This is a genomic window from Nocardiopsis sp. NPDC006139, from assembly GCF_040614155.1.
GTDB classification, from domain to species: Bacteria; Actinomycetota; Actinomycetes; order Streptosporangiales; family Streptosporangiaceae; genus Nocardiopsis; species Nocardiopsis changdeensis.
Genome location: NZ_JBEXTT010000014.1, coordinates 1 through 15,119, shown reverse-complemented (window position 1 = coordinate 15,119; position 15,119 = coordinate 1). Strand labels below are relative to the sequence as shown.

Here is a 15,119-nt window from a genome sequence, read left to right as displayed (position 1 = left end):
TCACACCCGGCCGGAGGCCAGCGCGTCCCCGGTCCCCGCCAGGCCGATCTCGACGCTGTCGATCCGGTCCAGGGGCAGCGCGGTGGAGGCCCCCAGCCCCGAGGGGGAGCCGGACTCCGACCACGACCATGTGGCCGCCGTCGACCGCCCGCCCTCCTCGTCCACCAGGACGAGCGTGTACACGATGCCCTCGTCCCCGCCGCTGGCCGGGTAGTCGCAGGTCCAGTCGAACCGGGTCCCCCAGGCCGTGGGGGTGGCCGTCACCGACGCCCGCAGCTCGACCTCGCCCACCGGGCTCAACTCGACGGTCCGCGGCGCCTGCGCCACCGGCGCGGCGGGCTCCGGAGCCCCCCGGCCCGCGGCCCAGCCGCCGGCCCCGGCCGCCAGGACCGCGCCGGCCGCGACCGACGCCAGCAGCGCCCGGCCCCGGTTCCGGCGCCGCCGGGCCGCCGCGGCCACCGACGCCAGCGGGACGGCGTCCGGCACCCCGGGCGCGGGCGGGCCGTCCGCCGCGGCCAGGGCCTCCTCCGCGGGCACCGCGCCCAGCAGGCCGGGCATGCCGGCCAGCTCCGCGACGGCCTCCCGGCAGGAGCCGCAGACCAGCAGGTGCTCCTCGAACTCGCGGCGCTCCCGCGGGTTCAGCGCGCCCAGGACGTACGCTCCGTCCCACTCGCGGTACGGGTCGCCCCCGCCCGCCACCGGGGAGGTCATGGCGAGACTCCTTTCTCCTGGAGGGCCAGGCGCATGGCGCGCAGGGCGTAGTGCAGGCGGGACTTGACGGTCCCCGCCGGGATCCGCAGCTCGGCGGCGAGCTCCTCCACCGACCGGCCGCGGTAGTACGCCCCCACGACCACGGCCCGGTGCTCGGCGGACAGCGCGGACAGGGCGTCCGAGACCAGCCACGCGTCCAGCACCGCCTGGCTGCGGTCGGCCTGGGGGCTCTCCGGCGGCCGGTCGGTGGTGAGCTCGCGGGAGTGCCGTGCGCTGCGCCTCTCGTCGATGACGAGGTTGCGGGCGACCGTGTACAGCCAGGCCCGGACGGCGCCCTCCTCGCGCGCCATGACCTCGGGACGGCGCCAGGCGCGCAGCAGGGTCTCCTGGACCACGTCCTGGGTCAGGGGGACGTCGCCGGTCAGCCGCAGCACGTACCGGTGCAGCCTGTCGGCGTGCGCCGCGTGCAGCGCGGTGAGCAGGTCCTCCCGGGGACCCGCCCGCCCGCCGGGGCCGCGCGGGTCCATGGTCACGGATTCTGCACGAGGTCGAGCAGGAACTCGACCTCGCCGGCCTCCTCCACGGACACGAAGCCGAGGTCGGGGGCCTGGACGCCGAAGTCGGCGAAGGTGACGGGGACGCTCCCGGCGACCCGCGCCCCGGTCTCGGTGAGGCCGACCTCGGCGTCGACGGTCACCGGCAGGGTGACCCCGTGGACGGTGAGGTCCCCGACCAGTGCCACGGACTCGGCGCCCGGCTCCACGGCCGCCGGCTCGGTCAGCGCGAACGTCGCGGTCGGGAACTCGTCGGTGTTCAGGGCGTTGTCGCGGAAGTACGCGTCGCGGGCGTCGCTGTCGGTGGCGACCGTGGCCATGTCCACGGTGATCTCGGCGGCGGTGACCGACCCGTCCGCGACGGAGACGGTGCCCGTCACGTCCGGGGTGCGGCCGGTGACGGTGACGTCCTCGCCCTGGAGCACCTCGTCCACCCGGTACCCGGCGTAGGACTCGCCCCCGGCCACGGTCCAGTCGCCGTCGAACTCGGACACATCGGTCACGTCGGCCACCCCGGGGGAGTCGACGGCGGGCTCCTCGGCGGCCCGGTCGGCGTTCATCCCCGCGTACAGGCCGGGGCCGAACACCAGGGCCGCCCCGCCCAGCACCACGACGGCCGCGCCCGCCCCGACCGCGATCTTCGTTCCGGTTCGCATGGTCCCCCTCGGGTTCGTGGATCACCGGTCGTCCGCACCCGGTGCGTCCGACTCCTCACCCCGGGAAACGGGGGAGGGGGTCCTCCGGTTCAACGCCGGGGGGTATGAACGGCATCACTCGGCGGCGGGCTCCCGGCGCAGCAGGTCGCCGGGCTGGCAGTCGAGTGCCTCGCAGAGGGCGTCCAGGGTCGTGAATCGCACGGCCTTGGCCCGGCCGTTCTTGAGGACGGCGAGGTTGGCGGGGGTGATGCCGACACGCTCGGCCAGCTCGCCCACGGACATCTTGCGCCGGGCCAGCATCACGTCGATGTCGACGACGATCGGCATCACACGACCTCTTTCGGTTCGGCCTGCGTCCGGGGGGCCTCGGCGCTGCCGACGATACCGAACACCGTCCCGGGAGCGGCGCACGGCGGCGCGGCCGGGTCTTCCATGGACTCCCCTCCATCGGACAACGATAGGAATCTATCGAAATTCGATAAGTAGGGCAAGGGGGGCGGGGCCTCGTACGTGCTCAGGGCCGGTCCGGGGCCGCGGCGAGGTCCTCCAGGAGGAGGTCCGCCGCGCGCTCGCCGATCATGAAGGTCGGGCCGGCGGTGTTGCCCGCCGGGGTGAACGGCATGACCGAGGCGTCCGCGACCCGCAGCCCCGCCACACCCCGCACCCGCAGCCGCGGGTCGACCACCGCGAGGGCGTCGGTCCCCATGCGCGCGGTGCCCACCTGGTGGTGCCCGGCGTCGGCCGCCGCGTGCACGTAGGCCCGCAGGTCCGCCTCGCCGGGGTGCACCTCGGCGGCCACGTGGGCGGCCAGCTCCGGACGGCGCACCAGCTCCCGCAGCACCGCGACCTCCTCGATCAGGGCCTCCACGTCCCTGGGATCGGACAGCGTGGCGGGGTCGATCCGCGGCGGGTCGGCGGGATCGGCCGAGCGCAGCCGCACCGTGCCCGTGCTGTACGGGTGCAGCACGACCGCCACCGTCGTGAACCCCGAGTCCGGCAGGCCCTCCCGCACGGTCGAGTAGACGTAGGGGATGACGATGCCCTGCCGGTCCGGGCGGATCATCGAGTTCTCGGTGCCCTCGCGGACCAGCTGCGCCTGCACCCCCATGCCCGGGACCCCGGGCGCCGCGCCGGCCCGCTCCCAGACCACGGGGACGACCGCGTGGTCGCGCAGGTTCTCGCCGACCCCGGGCAGGTCGACGACCCGGGTGATGCCGTGCTCGTGCAGGTGCCCGGCGGGCCCCACCCCCGAGAGCAGGAGGATCTGCGGTGTGCCGAACACGCCCGCGGCCAGGACCACCTCGCGCCGGGCCCGCACGGTCCGGGCCTCCCCGTCCGGGCCGCGGTACTCCACGCCGACGGCGCGGCCGTCCTCGACCAGGACGCGGGTCACGTGCGCCTCGGTGACCACGGTCAGCAGCGGGGAGCCCAGGACCGGGGCCACGTAGGCGCGCCAGGCGGTGACCCGGCCGCCGTCCACGAGGGTGGCCTGGACGAGGCTCGCCCCGAGGGGCCCGCCGTCGTCGTTGTAGTCGTCGTTGCGCGGGTACCCCGCCCCCTCGGCCGCCGCGACGAACGCCGCGGCCACCGGGTCGGGGTCGTCGTTGCGCCGGACCGGCAGCGGCCCGCCGGTTCCGCGCCCGGCGCCCGGCCCGGGGCCGAAGTCCTCCAGCCTGCGGAAGTACGGTTCCACGTCCCGCCACGCCCAGCCGGCGGCCCCGGTGGCCTCCCAGGCGTCGAAGTCGGCGGCCGCGCCGCGGACGTAGGCCATCCCGTTGATCGCGCTGGTCCCGCCCAGGACCCTGCCGCGCGGCAGGTAGAGGGCGCGCCCGCCCAGGTGCTCCTGCGGCTCGGTGAGCAGACCCCAGTCGATCTCCGTGCCGAAGAGGGAGAACGCCGCGCGCGGGTCCTCGATGCCGGGCCGGGCGTCGGTGGGGCCCGCCTCCAGGACGGTCACCCGGTGCCCGGCGTCGATCAGCCGCCGGATCACCGGGGAGCCGCCCGGGCCCGTGCCGACCACGATGTAGTCGGCTCCCTCGCCGGTTCCGGTGCCGGTGTGAGTGGGGGTGTTCTCGTGGTGCATGGTCTCTTCCCAGTGGCCGGGGCGCCGCAGGGGAAACCCGGGGCGCCGGGAATGTACCCGATTCCGGGGAGGGTTCACCCCTCCCGGAGGTACGCGCGAGCCGGGAAAACGGCGGGCGGGGCGGCCGCACGGGGGAGTAACGTGCGGGCATGGTGCCTCCCGAACAACTCCTCGCCTTCGTCCCCGTCGCCCTTCTGCTGGTCCTCGTGCCCGGCCCCAGCGTCCTCTTCGTGGTCGGGCGCTCCCTCTCCCTCGGCCGCCGCGGCGGCCTGCTCAGCGTGCTCGGCAACGCCCTGGGCAACCTCCCCCTCATCGTCGCGGTCGCCTGCGGGGTCGGGGCGGTCGTCGCCGCCTCCGCGACGGCGTTCACCGTCCTGAAGCTGGCCGGGGCCGCCTACCTCGTCTGGCTCGGCGTCTCGGCGATCCGCCACCGCCACCGGGCGGCCGAGCCGGAGCCGGCGGACGGCACGGCCACCCGGCTGCTGGCCCAGGGCTTCGTCGTCGGGGCGACCAACCCCAAGACCCTGGTGTTCTTCGCGGCGGTCCTGCCGCAGTTCACGGACCCGGCCGCCGGCTCGGTGCCCGTGCAGATCCTCCTGCTCGGCGCGGTCTTCGTCGCCATCGCCCTGGTGTGCGACGCCCTGTGGGCGCTGGGGGCGGGGCGGGCCCGCCACTGGTTCGACCGCTCCCCGCGGCGCCTGGCCGACCTGTCCGCCGGCGGCGGCGTGGCGATGATCGGCCTGGGCGGCGTCGTCGCCCTGTCGGGCCGCCACGCCTGAGGGCTCCGGCCCCCGGCCGCCGCAGCGGTCGGGGGCCGGGCCCGTGTTCCCGTCGGGTCAGGCGAACATGCCGGGGCGGTAGCCGCCCGCGGGCTGGCGCGTCATGACGTTCAGGCGGTTGGCGGCGTTGATGACGGCGATGGCCGTCACCAGCGCCGTCAGCTCCTCCTCGTCGTAGTGCGCGGCGGCGTTGTCCCACACCTCGTCGGGCACGCCCCCGGCGGCGTCCGCGATGCGGGTGGCGTGCTCGGTCAGCTCCAGGGCGGCCCGCTCGGCGTCGGTGAACACCGTCGCCTCGCGCCAGGCCGAGACCAGGTGCAGGCGCGTGGAGGTCTCGCCCGCGTGCTCGGCGTCCTTGGTGTGCATGTCGACGCAGACACCGCAGCCGTTGATCTGGCTGGCCCGGAGCAGCACCAGCTCCCGGGTGACGCCGGACAGCGGCGATTCGTCGAGGGCCCGGCCGACCGCGGCGAGGTGCTTGAGGGCCTTCTCCGCGGCCGGGTTGCCGAGGAGCTTGAGACGGGCTTCCATGGAGGGCACTCCTTGTCATCGGTGGTGATGCACTGGTGCCCTTGAAGACACGGCGGACCCGCGTTCTGTGACACCTCCGGGAAAGGAGTCCGCCGATCAGCCCCGGACCAGGCAGAACGGGTGGCCGGCGGGGTCCAGCAGCACCCGCCACCGCTCCGCGTTCGGCTGCCCGGCGGGCGCGGTAGCGCCCAGGGCCAGGAGCTCGGCCTGCGCGGCGTCCGGGTCCCCGACCGCGAAGTCGAGGTGGATCTGCTGGGGGACCTCCTGCCCGGGCCAGCGCGGCGGCCGGTACCCGTCGACCCGCTGGAAGGCCAGGGCGATGCCGTCCCCGGGCTCCAGCGCGGCGAAGTCGGCGGTGGACCGCGGGTCCAGGGGCAGGCCGGTGGCCCGCGAGTAGAACGCGGCCAGCTCCAGGGGGTCGGCGCAGTCGAGGGTGACGGCGGTGGGGCGCATGCGCACGGGCACTCCGGTTTCCAATTCGGGGACCGTTCCCTTGTACACCACGGGACGACGGGGCGGGTCGCCCGACCGGCGTGTCCGTATTGATCTACATTGTCCAGGTGGTGCTTCCTTAGAGCTCATCTCATTTGGTTTCTCGGTAGCCTGCTCCTGTGTCGATGGTGGAACGGCTGGTGCCGGACGAGGTGTGGGAACTGTTCCAGCGGGTGGTGCCCGAGGCGCCCACCCGCCCCCAGGGCGGTGGGCGGCGCAGACACGGTGACCGCCAAGTGCTGGCCGCGATCATCTTCGTGGCCACCAGCGGCTGTACCTGGGCTCAGCTCCCGCCGGTGTTCGGCCCCTCCGGGCCCACCGCGCACCGGCGCTTCACCGAGTGGACCCGGGCCCGGGTGTGGGCCAAGCTCCACCGCCTGGTCCTGGACGAGCTCGGCTCTCGCGGTGAGCTGGACTGGTCGCGGTGCGCGATCGACTCGGTGAACATGCGGGCCCTCAAAGGGGGGACCTGACGGGTCCGAATCCTGTCGACCGAAGCAAGAAGGGGTCGAAGATCCACCTGATCACCGACCGGCAGGGTTTGCCCCTGTCCATGGCGATCTCGGGGGCCAACACCCACGACAGCCAGGCGCTGCAGCCCCTGGTGGAAGGGATCGCTCCGATCCGCTCCCGTCGCGGACCCCGGCGGCGCAGACCGGGCAAGCTGCACGGCGACAAGGGCTACGACTACGCCCACCTGCGCCGCTGGCTCCGGTGCCGGGGGATCGTGCACCGGCTGGCCCGCCGGGGTGTGGAGTCCTCGCAGCGGTTAGGCAGACACCGGTGGCAGGTGGAACGCACCATGGCCTGGCTGGCCGGATGCCGCCGACTGCACCGCCGCTACGAGCGCAAGGCCGACCACTTCCTGGCCTTCGCCGGCATCGCCTGCACACTGATCTGCTACCGCCGACTCACCAAATGAGATGAGCTCTTAGGTCCCGGACCTCGGCGGCCCGGTCCACTACGCACCCCGTTCCGGTGCCTCCGTCGGCTGCGGGGCCGTCCAACCAGTGAGGAGCCGCAGGGCCCGGGCGGTTTCGGAGCCGGGTTCGACGTTGTAGACGCACAGCGTCTGGTCCCTGTCACCGGGCACCTGGAACGACTCGTAGGAGAAGTGCAGGTCGCCGACGAGGGGGTGGTGGTAGTGCTTCGCGCCGTGGGTCCGGCGCAGCACCCGGTGGTCGTTCCACCACGCGGAGAACTCCGGTGACTTCAACGTGAGTTCGCCGACGAGGTCGGCGAGTCGGCGGTCCTGTGGGCTTCGGCCGGCTTCCAGACGGAGGATCGCGACGGTTTCGGCGGCGATCCGCTCCCAGTCGCCGACCCGTTCGCGGGCCTCGGGGTCCAGGAGGTAGTAGCGGGCCAGGTTCCGGCGGGGCGTGGGCAGGGCGTCGAAGTCGGTGAGGATCTCGCGGGCCAGGCGGTTGGAGGCCAGGACGTCGGTGCGCCGACCGAGGACGAACGCGGGAACGTGGTCGAGGGTCTGCAGCATCAGGTGCAGCCCGGGTCGCACGCGCTGGGGTGCGGCCGGGGCGCGGCGGGCCGGCGCGGGCCGTGCCAGGAGGTCGGTGAGGTGCTCTCGCTCGGAGGGGTCCAGCCGCAGGGCGACGGCGAGGGCTTCGACGACTTCGGGGGAGGGGTTCTGCGCCCGGCCCTGCTCGATGCGGGTGTAATACTCGGTGCTGACCCCGGACAGCCTGGCGACCTCGTCGCGGCGCAGGCCGGGCACGCGGCGGGCCCGGCCGTCGTCGGGCAGCCCCGCCTGGTCGGGGGTGACCCGGGCGCGGCGGGTGCGCAGGAAGTCGGCGAGTTCGTTGCCACGGTCGTCCATGTCCCCAGTGTGGCGGGCGGGAACGGGCCGCGCCCCGGCCCGGGTGGCACTGTCGGTACCTTTCTTGTGGATACCTGCCTGGTCAGGGCCTTTTCCGGCGCCCCGTGAGGCGTCCCGGGGTGGTGTTCTGGTGGAGGAGCCGGCGGCGACAGGCCGCGGCCCCGACCCCATCCCACCCACCTCGAAAGGTGTGCCCCATGACCACGCAGACCTCCGCCCGCCCCCTGACCGGCCGTGTCGCGGTCGTCACCGGCGCCTCCAGCGGTATCGGCGAGGCGTCGGCCGAGCACCTGGCGGGACTCGGCGCCCGCGTCGTCGTCCTGGCCCGGCGTGCGGACCGGTTGGAACGGCTGGCGGCCCGGATCGAGAAGGACGGCGGCCAGGCCCGCCCCCTGGCCCTGGACGTGACCGACGCGGCGGCGGTACGGGCGGCGGCAGACCGGGTCGCGGCCGAGTCCGGCGGGGCCGACCTGCTGTTCAACAACGCGGGCGTGATGCTGCCCGCCCCGATCGAGGAGCTGGCCACCGGCCAGTGGCGGCACCAGATCGACCTCAACATCACCGGCCTGATGAACGTCATCGGTGCGTTCACGCCGCAGCTGGTGAGGGCCGCCGAGGAGCGCGGTGTCGCCGACCTGGTCAACACGTCGTCGATCGCGGCGCAGAACATCTTCCCGGACTTCGCCGTCTACTCCGCGACGAAGGCGTACGTCACCCACCTCTCCCGGCACCTGCGGGCCGAGCTGGGGGCGAAGGGGGTGCGGGTCTCGGCGATCGAGCCCGGCATCGTCGGTACAGAGCTGCAGAGCCATGTCACCGACGAGGGCGCTCGCGCGTGGCTGGAGGGCTCCAAGGAGACCATGGAGTGGCTCACGCCCGAGGACATCGCGCGGAGCGTCGGGTTCCTCGCCTCTCTTCCGCCGCGGGTCAACCTCCAGCAGGTCACGATCATGCCGACCGGCCAGGCCGGCTGACCGCCGGAGACCGCGTCCCGCCGCGGTGCCGCGGTCAGCGGCGGGCGCGGCGGTCCAGCCAGGCGGTGACCAGCTCCAGGGTCCGCGCCCCGTCGATGTCGTGCAGGAGCTCGTGGTAGCCGCCCTCCACCGCGTGGAACTCCTTGTCCTCGACGGGCAGGGACTCCACGAACGCGCGGCTCTGCCCGGCGTCGGTGACGTTGTCCCCGGTGCCGTGCACCACCAGGCACGGGGTGCGCCAGTGCGCGATCCTTCGGCGGACGCCCGCGTTGACCTCCAGCACGCTCGCCGCAGTCCGCAGGGGCATGCGCCCCCGGAAGACCCGTGTGTCCCGCTCGCCCGCCTCGACGTACTCCGCGACGCGGGTGAGCCGGGCGGGTCCGCGCCGGGGGATCGGCGCGGGCAGCCGGGGGAACAGCAGCCCCGCCAGCTTCACGGCCTCGAGTACCGGTGGCGGCGGGAGCGGGATCAGGGCCGGGGAGGTCAGCACCACGCCCGCAACGTCCTGCGGGTCGACGGTGACCGAGCCCGCCGTCACCAGCCCGCCCAGGGAGTGCCCGAAGAGCAGGACCGGCAGGCCCCGTTCGCGCATGCGCCGCCGCGTCAGCACGTGGTCGACCACGGACCGGCGCACGTCCGGCGACCCGGGGCGGCCGGGGGAGTCGCCGTGTCCCTCCAGGTCCTGGGCCCACACCTCGAAGCCGAGTTCCACCAGGTGCGGGATGAGGCCGCCGTAGAGGGTGACGTACCGCTCGGAGTACTCGGAGTAGCCGTGCTGGAGCTGGACCAGGGCCCGGGGCGGCCCGGCGGCCTCCCACACGTGGACGCCCTCGGGAGTGGTGGTGTGCGCGGTCACGGGTGCTCCTGTCGTTCGGGGCGGGCGGTGAGCCGGGACGCCTGCATGGCCCCCGGCCTGCGCACGAACAGGACGGTGGCCACGACGGTCGGGACGACCGGCAGGTGCAGGGCCATACTGCCCCAGACGGCCGGGGTGAACTCGGAGGTGTACGGCGGGCCGCTGTGGTTCCTCACGACCGGTTCCGCCCAGGGGAACCGGACGGGCCGTGCCCGAGGACGGCGGCGTGCAGGGACGGGTCGGCCACGATGATCGCAGAAACCGTGTCGGGACAGGGGGGCCATGCCGGTTCCGGCCACGACCGCCCCGCTCCGGCCCCCGCCAGGCCCCTCGGGCGAACCGGTGGACGCAGCGGGAGGCCGGCGTCCGCGTCCGCCTGTGCGCCTCCTTCCCGTTCCCACGGCGACGGGGGCCTCGGGTGTTCCCGGGATCCCATCGTCATGGAATACGGGCACCGCGGGCGGAGGCCGCCCGTGTGCGGTCGTCGCACACGGGCGGGGGAGGGCCCGTCAGGCCCGGGGCGGTCCCTGGATCATGGCGAGCGTCAGCACGTCACCGCCGATCCCCCAGCCGCCGTCGGCGACCTCCTCGACGAGGACCATGGTGTTGGGGCGGACCCGGTCGCCGTAGATCTCCGCGTACAGGTCCGTCGTGCGGTGGACGATGACCTCCTTCTGCTCCTCGGTCAGCGTGCCCGCGGGGACCTTGAAGTTGGCGTAGGGCATGGTCGTTCCTCCTGGTGATGCCGTGGTGCCGCCGGCGCTCATGGCCGGCCCCTCTTCGTGTCGGCACCAGACTCGCCGTGCCGGCGCCGCGGTTCCAGTGGCCGTTCACCCGGGGGGTGCCACCCCCTGGATCAGCGCACGCGCCTGCCGGAGACTTGGAAGATGAACCTGACCGAACTCGGTGTCTTCCTGAGGTCGCGGCGCGACCGGATCCGCCCGGCGGACGTCGGCCTGCCCGGCGGGCCCCGGCGGCGGGTGCCGGGGCTGCGCCGGGAGGAGGTGGCCCAGCTGGCCGGGGCGTCCGTCGACTACTACATCGAGCTCGAACGCGGTAGCGCGCAGCCCTCCGAGCAGATGGCGGTGGCGCTCGCCCGCGCACTACGCCTGGACGCGGACGAGCGGGACCACCTGTACCACCTGGCCGGACGCCCGGTCCCGCCCTCCGGAGGTCCGTCCTCGCACGTCCACCCCGGCATGCTGGACCTGCTCGACCGGTTGACCACCACACCCGCCCAGGTCATCACCGACCTGCACGTCACGCTCGTGCAGAACCGCCTCGCCGTCGCCCTGTTCGGGGCGGCCCCGCCCGCCACCGGCATGGGGGCGAGCTTCGTCCACCGGTGGTTCACCGACCCCGCGGCGCGGTCCCTCTACCCGGTGGAGGACCACCCGCGCCAGTCGTGGACGTTCGTCGCGGACCTGCGCGCGGCGATCGCCCGCCGCAGCGGTCGCGAACGGGAGGAGGCCGATGCCCTGGTGGCCGACCTGCTGCGGCGCAGCGCCGAGTTCACGGCCCTGTGGGAACGGCACGACATCGCCGTGCGCCGCGGTGACCGGAAGCGGATCCTGCATCCGCGCCTGGGCGCCGTCGATGTGAACTGTCTGACCTTGTTCGGTGAGGACGGCCGACAGCGGCTGCTGTGGTTCAGCCCGGTCATCGGCACCGGGGCGGCGGAGCAGCTGGACCTGCTCTCGGTCCTGGGCACCCAGGACCTCGGGCCGGACACCCGGCCCGGGAACGATCACGCCTTCTCGTAGCCCAGGGCGGTGATGCCCGGGGGCGGGGTACGTGTCCGTCAGGTCGAACCGGGCGAACGCCCGGGGCGCAGCGGGCGAAGGGGCGCACCCACAGGGCAGGCCGGTCCGGCGGCCCGTGCTCCGGCATCACGGGGCACCCGGAGGCGCGGACGGCGCCCGCCGACCACCTGGACCGGGTGCGGGGCCTTCGCCCGGCCGGAGCCGGCGGTGTCGTGCTCGGGGCACCCGGGGCGGCGCGGCCGTCGGCGGAGGTACTGCGGCGGGATGTCGGGGCGGCGTCCTAGGCTCGGCCCATGGATCGTGAACCCCCCTTGGTGCGCGAGGTCCACCCGGAGCTGGTCGCCGAGCTCGCCGCCCTGCTGGAGGCGGAGGGCGAGCGGGACCTGGCGATCGTCGCCCACGACATCCGGCTGGTGCGTGCGTGCGAGTGCGTTGACGACTTCTGCCAGAGCTTCTACACGGCGGACCATCCCCCGGGGACGAAGTTCGGGGAGGGGCACCGGACGGTGGCGCTGCTGCCGGAGGTCGGCATGCTCAACCTGGACGTGGTGTTCGGCCGGATCGTGTACGTCGAGGTGCTGGGGCGGCCGCCGCTGCGGACCCGCTGAGCGGTGTCCCGGGCGTCCCCGGTGTCTCCGGCGGCCGGGGCGCGGGCGGATTCCTCCTTTTTCGACCGGACCGTGACGCGTCCCCCGGCGCGGGAGCCCCGGTGGGGTCGGCGTTCTCGGGCACGGGGAGAACCACATCCACCCGTGTTCGCTATGCGAACCTTTGTGCGTTCTGCGAAACAGTGGCAATATGCGTGATTGTGTCGCGCTTCACGCAGTGGACCTCCCTGCGTCACATCCACGACACGTACGTCGAGGCGCCCCCGCGCGCCCGGAACACCGAGGAGGCGCACCGTGAACCAGACCGCCCGCAGTGCCGGGTGGCTCATGCCCCTGTGCTGGACCGCCGTCATGCTCGACGGCTTCGACATGGTGGTGCTCGGCACCACGCTCCCCACCCTGCTCGACGAGGGCCAGTGGGGCATCACCCCCAACAGCGGCTCCGCCGTGTCGACCGCGGGCCTGGCCGGGATGGCGATCGGCGCCCTGTCCATCGGCACCGTCACCGACGTCATCGGCCGCCGCAAGGTGCTGATCTTCGCCGTCGCGAGCTTCTCCCTCTTCACCGCGCTGTGCGCGGTGGCCCCCACCCTGTTCGTCTTCGGGCTGCTGCGCTTCCTGGCCGGCGTGGGCCTGGGCGGCTGCCTGCCCACCGCGATCGCCCTGGCCACCGAGTACGCCCGCAACGGCAAGGGCGGCAGCGCCACCACCACGCTGATGACCGGCTACCACGTGGGCGCCGTCCTCACCGCCCTGCTCGGCATCATCGTGCTGCCCTCCCTGGGGTGGCGGGCCATGTACGTCATCGGCGCGCTGCCCGCCCTGGTGCTGGTGCCGCTGATGATCCGCCACCTGCCCGAGTCGCAGTCCTTCGGGACCCCCGCCGCCAGGACCGGGACCGGCGGTGTGGGCGCGGGCCTGGCCTCGGTGAAGTCGCTGTTCCAGAACGGGTTCGCGCGCTCCACCCTGGCGTTCTGGCTGGCGTCCTTCACCGGCCTGCTGCTGGTGTACGGACTGAACACGTGGCTGCCGCAGATCATGCGCGAGGCCGGGTACGAGCTGGACGCGGCCCTGGGCCTGCTGCTGGCGCTGAACGCGGGCGCGGTCGCGGGCCTGCTGGTCGCCGGGTCCGTGGCCGACCGGGTCGGCCCGCGCCGGGCGGCGCTGGTGTGGTTCGGGGTCTCGGCGCTGATGCTGGCGGCGCTGAGCATCAAGCTGCCGGGCGTCGGCGCGTACGTGGCGGTGTTCCTGGCGGGCTGCTTCGTGTTCAGCTCCCAGGTGCTGGTCTACGCCTATATCGGCCGCATGTTCCCGCCCGCGAACCGGGCGACGGCGCTGGGCTGGTCGGCGGGCGTGGGGCGCCTGGGCGCGATCACCGGCCCGATCATCGGCGGCGTGCTGCTGACGGCGGGGCTGGCCTACCCGTGGGGGTTCTACATCTTCGCGGTGGTCGGCCTGGTCGGCGGGCTCGCGGTGTTCGCGGCCAAGCGCCCGGCCGCCGCGGGCGACCCGGCGGCCGGGACCGAGGCCGGAACCCGCGCCTGACCCCCGCCCGCACGGCCCGTCCCGGCCCCGCCGGGACGGGCCGTGCCCGGCCGCCCGGGCCTCCCCGGCCCGCGGGTCAGGGGAGGGGGCGGGACAGGACCGCGAGGTCGGCGTCCAGGAGGGGGCGCAGGAAGGCGCGCAGCCGGTCGGCGCGGTCGGCCGGGACGCCGCGGGTGGCGGGTTCGATGTACATGATCAGGTGCAGGTAGACCCGGTACAGGGCCAGGCGGCGCAGCAGGTCCGGGGTGAACTCCAGGGTCCCGCCGGCCTCGCGGTACCCGTCCAGGAACGCGGTGTCCTCCCGGATGTCCCCGAACAGGGCGAGGGAGACCAGGTCGGCGGCCGGGTCGCCGAAGAAGGCGCGCTCGGCGTCGATGATCCCGCTCAGCGCGGGCGCGTCGGGGGCCCCGTCCACGAGGATGTTGCCGTCCCACAGGTCGAAGTGCACCAGGACCGGGGTGTCCACCGCCCCCAGCAGGCCGCGGTGGTCGTCGACCGCGCCGCGGATGCGGTCCGGGCCCCAGGGGAGCGCCACCCCGGTGCGGTCGGCGTCGGCCAGCAGCGCCCCGACCATCGCCGCGAACGCGTCGGGCCAGGCGGCGGCCGCCAGGGCCGGGCGGTCCGGGTAGCCGAACCCGGTGCCGGTGAGCGTGTGCAGTTCGGCCAGGGCCCCGCCCAGCGCGCGGCGGACGGCGGCCAGCCCGGTCGGGGACAGCCCCGCGCGCACCTCCTCCAGCGGGACTCCCGGCAGCCGGGTCAGGAGCAGCCGGTACCGCTCCGGTTCGCCGGGCAGGGATTCCAGGCGCAGGGGATCGGGGAGCAGCGCTCCCGGCAGGGGCCGGGCCAGGGTGTAGAAGCGCGCCTCGGTGTGCAGCAGCCGGTGCTCGTAGGACAGGCGCGGCTGCGCGGCCGGCGGCTCGGTCTTGAGCACGGTCTCGGTGCCGTCGGTGTGGGCGAGCAGGTGCACCGTGTTGTAGGTGCCGCCCGACAGAGGGGTGCTCCGGTGGACGGGCGCGGTCATGAGATGCCGTACCTGTCGGGGACGCCGTGCGGGGTCGGCTCGCCCGGGGAGGTCTCCAGGCCCAGGGCCTTCTCGATACCCTCCAGGGCGGCGGCCAGCCGCGGGGCGTTGCGGCGGTACACCTGCGGGTGGGGCCGGCCGGAGAAGTCGGCGCGCAGCCAGACGTCGTGCCGCACCCCCACGGTGACCTCCAGGAACCAGGGCGCCAGGTACACGGTGGCCTCCACCAGGCCGTGGGCGCGGCGCTCCTCGCCCGCGGCGTCGATCCAGGTGCCCGGCCCCGCCAGGGTGAGCGCCTGGGGCTCGGCGTCCGGGAGCCCCGCCGGGCGGCCCACCGGCACCCGTTCGGCCAGGTCGGCGGCGGTGGCCCCGGCCGCCGGGTCCAGGTCCATGAGCGAGGCGAAGCCGGAGTAGCCCTCGCCCGGGCGCAGCCAGGACACCCGCAGGGTGCGCGGGGTGCACAGGCCCTCGCCGGCCAGCACGTCGGCGGCGGTGTGCAGCCGGTCGCAGGCGTCGGCGAGGGTGAGGTCGTCGGTGTCGGAGGAGACCTCCCAGGACCAGGAGGCGATGGGCGCGGGTGCGGCGGGCAGCATCGGTGCTCTCGTGTCGGGCGGCGGCCCCGGGCCGGCCCGCGGCTCCTGGGCGCGGCGATCGTGCCGATGGGCGGGGCCACCAACGTCGGCCGCTTCGTGGCCCGGCTGGGGCCGCGGGGCGC

At 74.6% G+C, this 15,119-nt stretch carries 19 protein-coding genes; 6 read left to right on the top strand and 13 right to left on the bottom strand.

Translation table 11 applies throughout. The features are described 5' to 3' along the window. From ABZ249_RS19470 to ABZ249_RS19450, 5 genes are all read right to left on the bottom strand, one after another. Window positions 1–711 carry a zf-HC2 domain-containing protein gene (locus tag ABZ249_RS19470; RefSeq protein WP_355264681.1) on the bottom strand — a complete coding sequence of 237 codons (711 nt, stop codon included), beginning with the start codon at window positions 709–711 and terminating at the stop codon, window positions 1–3. Continuing rightward, window positions 708–1,238, bottom strand: coding sequence for a sigma-70 family RNA polymerase sigma factor (locus ABZ249_RS19465; RefSeq protein WP_355264678.1), 531 nt, complete (start codon window positions 1,236–1,238; stop codon window positions 708–710). The genes ABZ249_RS19470 and ABZ249_RS19465 overlap by 4 nt, the downstream gene beginning before the upstream one ends. A gap of 2 nt (window positions 1,239–1,240) precedes the next feature. Further along, window positions 1,241–1,921, bottom strand: coding sequence for a YceI family protein (locus ABZ249_RS19460; RefSeq protein WP_355264675.1), 681 nt, complete (start codon window positions 1,919–1,921; stop codon window positions 1,241–1,243). 114 nt (window positions 1,922–2,035) lie between these two features. Beyond that, the gene (locus ABZ249_RS19455; RefSeq protein WP_220561926.1) at window positions 2,036–2,248 is read right to left on the bottom strand and encodes a helix-turn-helix transcriptional regulator; all 213 of its coding nucleotides are present in this window, start codon (window positions 2,246–2,248) and stop codon (window positions 2,036–2,038) included. Window positions 2,249–2,435: 187 nt separating this feature from the next. Next, window positions 2,436–4,004: a GMC family oxidoreductase N-terminal domain-containing protein gene (locus ABZ249_RS19450; RefSeq protein ID WP_355264672.1), complete on the bottom strand. Its 1,569-nt coding sequence runs from the start codon at window positions 4,002–4,004 to the stop codon at window positions 2,436–2,438. A 149-nt stretch (window positions 4,005–4,153) separates the two neighbouring features. Here ABZ249_RS19450 and ABZ249_RS19445 point away from each other — a divergent pair, with 149 nt between their 5' ends. After that, window positions 4,154–4,783, top strand: a complete 630-nt coding sequence (locus ABZ249_RS19445; protein ID WP_355264669.1) for a LysE family translocator — start codon at window positions 4,154–4,156, stop codon at window positions 4,781–4,783. A 57-nt stretch (window positions 4,784–4,840) separates the two neighbouring features. On the opposite strand, the gene ABZ249_RS19440 is transcribed toward ABZ249_RS19445, so the two are convergent. Further along, on the bottom strand, window positions 4,841–5,314 hold the full coding sequence (locus ABZ249_RS19440; RefSeq protein ID WP_355264666.1) for a carboxymuconolactone decarboxylase family protein: 474 nt from the start codon (window positions 5,312–5,314) through the stop codon (window positions 4,841–4,843). A 96-nt stretch (window positions 5,315–5,410) separates the two neighbouring features. Further along, a complete protein-coding gene (locus tag ABZ249_RS19435) occupies window positions 5,411–5,779 on the bottom strand; it encodes a VOC family protein (RefSeq protein ID WP_355264664.1) in 369 nt (122 codons plus the stop codon). A 152-nt stretch (window positions 5,780–5,931) separates the two neighbouring features. Here ABZ249_RS19435 and ABZ249_RS19430 point away from each other — a divergent pair. Continuing rightward, window positions 5,932–6,728, top strand: a protein-coding gene (locus ABZ249_RS19430; protein ID WP_355264980.1) for an IS5 family transposase whose coding sequence is annotated in 2 segments (ribosomal slippage) — window positions 5,932–6,268 and window positions 6,268–6,728 — 798 coding nt in all. Because the reading frame shifts where the segments join, the coding sequence is not laid out codon by codon here. A gap of 39 nt (window positions 6,729–6,767) precedes the next feature. Here the strand turns inward: ABZ249_RS19430 and ABZ249_RS19425 are convergent. Next, complete coding sequence (locus ABZ249_RS19425; protein ID WP_355264661.1) at window positions 6,768–7,637, bottom strand: helix-turn-helix transcriptional regulator; 870 nt, start codon at window positions 7,635–7,637, stop codon at window positions 6,768–6,770. A 197-nt stretch (window positions 7,638–7,834) separates the two neighbouring features. Between ABZ249_RS19425 and ABZ249_RS19420 the strand changes: the two genes are divergently transcribed. Continuing rightward, window positions 7,835–8,611, top strand: coding sequence for an SDR family oxidoreductase (locus tag ABZ249_RS19420; RefSeq protein ID WP_355264658.1), 777 nt, complete (start codon window positions 7,835–7,837; stop codon window positions 8,609–8,611). A 34-nt stretch (window positions 8,612–8,645) separates the two neighbouring features. Here ABZ249_RS19420 and ABZ249_RS19415 read toward each other — a convergent pair whose 3' ends face one another. The 3 genes from ABZ249_RS19415 to ABZ249_RS19405 form a co-directional block, all read right to left on the bottom strand. Beyond that, window positions 8,646–9,467, bottom strand: a complete 822-nt coding sequence (locus ABZ249_RS19415; RefSeq protein ID WP_355264655.1) for an alpha/beta fold hydrolase — start codon at window positions 9,465–9,467, stop codon at window positions 8,646–8,648. After that, on the bottom strand, window positions 9,464–9,643 hold the full coding sequence (locus ABZ249_RS19410; protein ID WP_355264653.1) for a hypothetical protein: 180 nt from the start codon (window positions 9,641–9,643) through the stop codon (window positions 9,464–9,466). The genes ABZ249_RS19415 and ABZ249_RS19410 overlap by 4 nt, the downstream gene beginning before the upstream one ends. A gap of 333 nt (window positions 9,644–9,976) precedes the next feature. Next, a complete protein-coding gene (locus ABZ249_RS19405) occupies window positions 9,977–10,192 on the bottom strand; it encodes a 4-oxalocrotonate tautomerase family protein (RefSeq protein ID WP_355264650.1) in 216 nt (71 codons plus the stop codon). 162 nt (window positions 10,193–10,354) lie between these two features. Here ABZ249_RS19405 and ABZ249_RS19400 point away from each other — a divergent pair, with 162 nt between their 5' ends. The 3 genes from ABZ249_RS19400 (at window position 10,355) to ABZ249_RS19390 (ending at window position 13,383) form a co-directional block, all read left to right on the top strand. Next, on the top strand, window positions 10,355–11,230 hold the full coding sequence (locus ABZ249_RS19400; RefSeq protein ID WP_355264647.1) for a helix-turn-helix domain-containing protein: 876 nt from the start codon (window positions 10,355–10,357) through the stop codon (window positions 11,228–11,230). Between the two features lie 293 nt (window positions 11,231–11,523). Continuing rightward, entirely contained in the window at window positions 11,524–11,838 is a 315-nt protein-coding gene (locus tag ABZ249_RS19395; RefSeq protein ID WP_355264644.1) for a hypothetical protein, read from the top strand. A gap of 294 nt (window positions 11,839–12,132) precedes the next feature. Then, a complete protein-coding gene (locus ABZ249_RS19390; RefSeq protein ID WP_355264641.1) occupies window positions 12,133–13,383 on the top strand; it encodes an aromatic acid/H+ symport family MFS transporter in 1,251 nt (416 codons plus the stop codon). Window positions 13,384–13,459: 76 nt separating this feature from the next. On the opposite strand, the gene ABZ249_RS19385 is transcribed toward ABZ249_RS19390, so the two are convergent. Continuing rightward, window positions 13,460–14,404: an aminoglycoside phosphotransferase family protein gene (locus tag ABZ249_RS19385; RefSeq protein WP_355264638.1), complete on the bottom strand. Its 945-nt coding sequence runs from the start codon at window positions 14,402–14,404 to the stop codon at window positions 13,460–13,462. Then, window positions 14,401–14,997 carry a hypothetical protein gene (locus ABZ249_RS19380; RefSeq protein ID WP_355264635.1) on the bottom strand — a complete coding sequence of 199 codons (597 nt, stop codon included), beginning with the start codon at window positions 14,995–14,997 and terminating at the stop codon, window positions 14,401–14,403. Before ABZ249_RS19380 ends, ABZ249_RS19385 begins: the two co-directional genes overlap by 4 nt. Window positions 14,998–15,119: the final 122 nt, after the last annotated feature.

What these genes read in the sequence shown, in the direction of transcription:
- ABZ249_RS19380 (WP_355264635.1), bottom strand. Translation starts at nt 14,997, where the DNA reads ATGCTGCCCGCCGCACCCGCGCCCATCGCCTCCTGGTCCTGGGAGGTC.
- ABZ249_RS19455 (WP_220561926.1), bottom strand. Translation starts at nt 2,248, where the DNA reads ATGCCGATCGTCGTCGACATCGACGTGATGCTGGCCCGGCGCAAGATG.
- ABZ249_RS19450 (WP_355264672.1), bottom strand. Translation starts at nt 4,004, where the DNA reads ATGCACCACGAGAACACCCCCACTCACACCGGCACCGGAACCGGCGAG.
- ABZ249_RS19405 (WP_355264650.1), bottom strand. Translation starts at nt 10,192, where the DNA reads ATGCCCTACGCCAACTTCAAGGTCCCCGCGGGCACGCTGACCGAGGAG.
- ABZ249_RS19440 (WP_355264666.1), bottom strand. Translation starts at nt 5,314, where the DNA reads ATGGAAGCCCGTCTCAAGCTCCTCGGCAACCCGGCCGCGGAGAAGGCC.
- ABZ249_RS19395 (WP_355264644.1), top strand. Translation starts at nt 11,524, where the DNA reads ATGGATCGTGAACCCCCCTTGGTGCGCGAGGTCCACCCGGAGCTGGTC.
- ABZ249_RS19420 (WP_355264658.1), top strand. Translation starts at nt 7,835, where the DNA reads ATGACCACGCAGACCTCCGCCCGCCCCCTGACCGGCCGTGTCGCGGTC.
- ABZ249_RS19425 (WP_355264661.1), bottom strand. Translation starts at nt 7,637, where the DNA reads ATGGACGACCGTGGCAACGAACTCGCCGACTTCCTGCGCACCCGCCGC.
- ABZ249_RS19465 (WP_355264678.1), bottom strand. Translation starts at nt 1,238, where the DNA reads ATGGACCCGCGCGGCCCCGGCGGGCGGGCGGGTCCCCGGGAGGACCTG.
- ABZ249_RS19460 (WP_355264675.1), bottom strand. Translation starts at nt 1,921, where the DNA reads ATGCGAACCGGAACGAAGATCGCGGTCGGGGCGGGCGCGGCCGTCGTG.
- ABZ249_RS19385 (WP_355264638.1), bottom strand. Translation starts at nt 14,404, where the DNA reads ATGACCGCGCCCGTCCACCGGAGCACCCCTCTGTCGGGCGGCACCTAC.
- ABZ249_RS19445 (WP_355264669.1), top strand. Translation starts at nt 4,154, where the DNA reads ATGGTGCCTCCCGAACAACTCCTCGCCTTCGTCCCCGTCGCCCTTCTG.
- ABZ249_RS19470 (WP_355264681.1), bottom strand. Translation starts at nt 711, where the DNA reads ATGACCTCCCCGGTGGCGGGCGGGGGCGACCCGTACCGCGAGTGGGAC.
- ABZ249_RS19400 (WP_355264647.1), top strand. Translation starts at nt 10,355, where the DNA reads ATGAACCTGACCGAACTCGGTGTCTTCCTGAGGTCGCGGCGCGACCGG.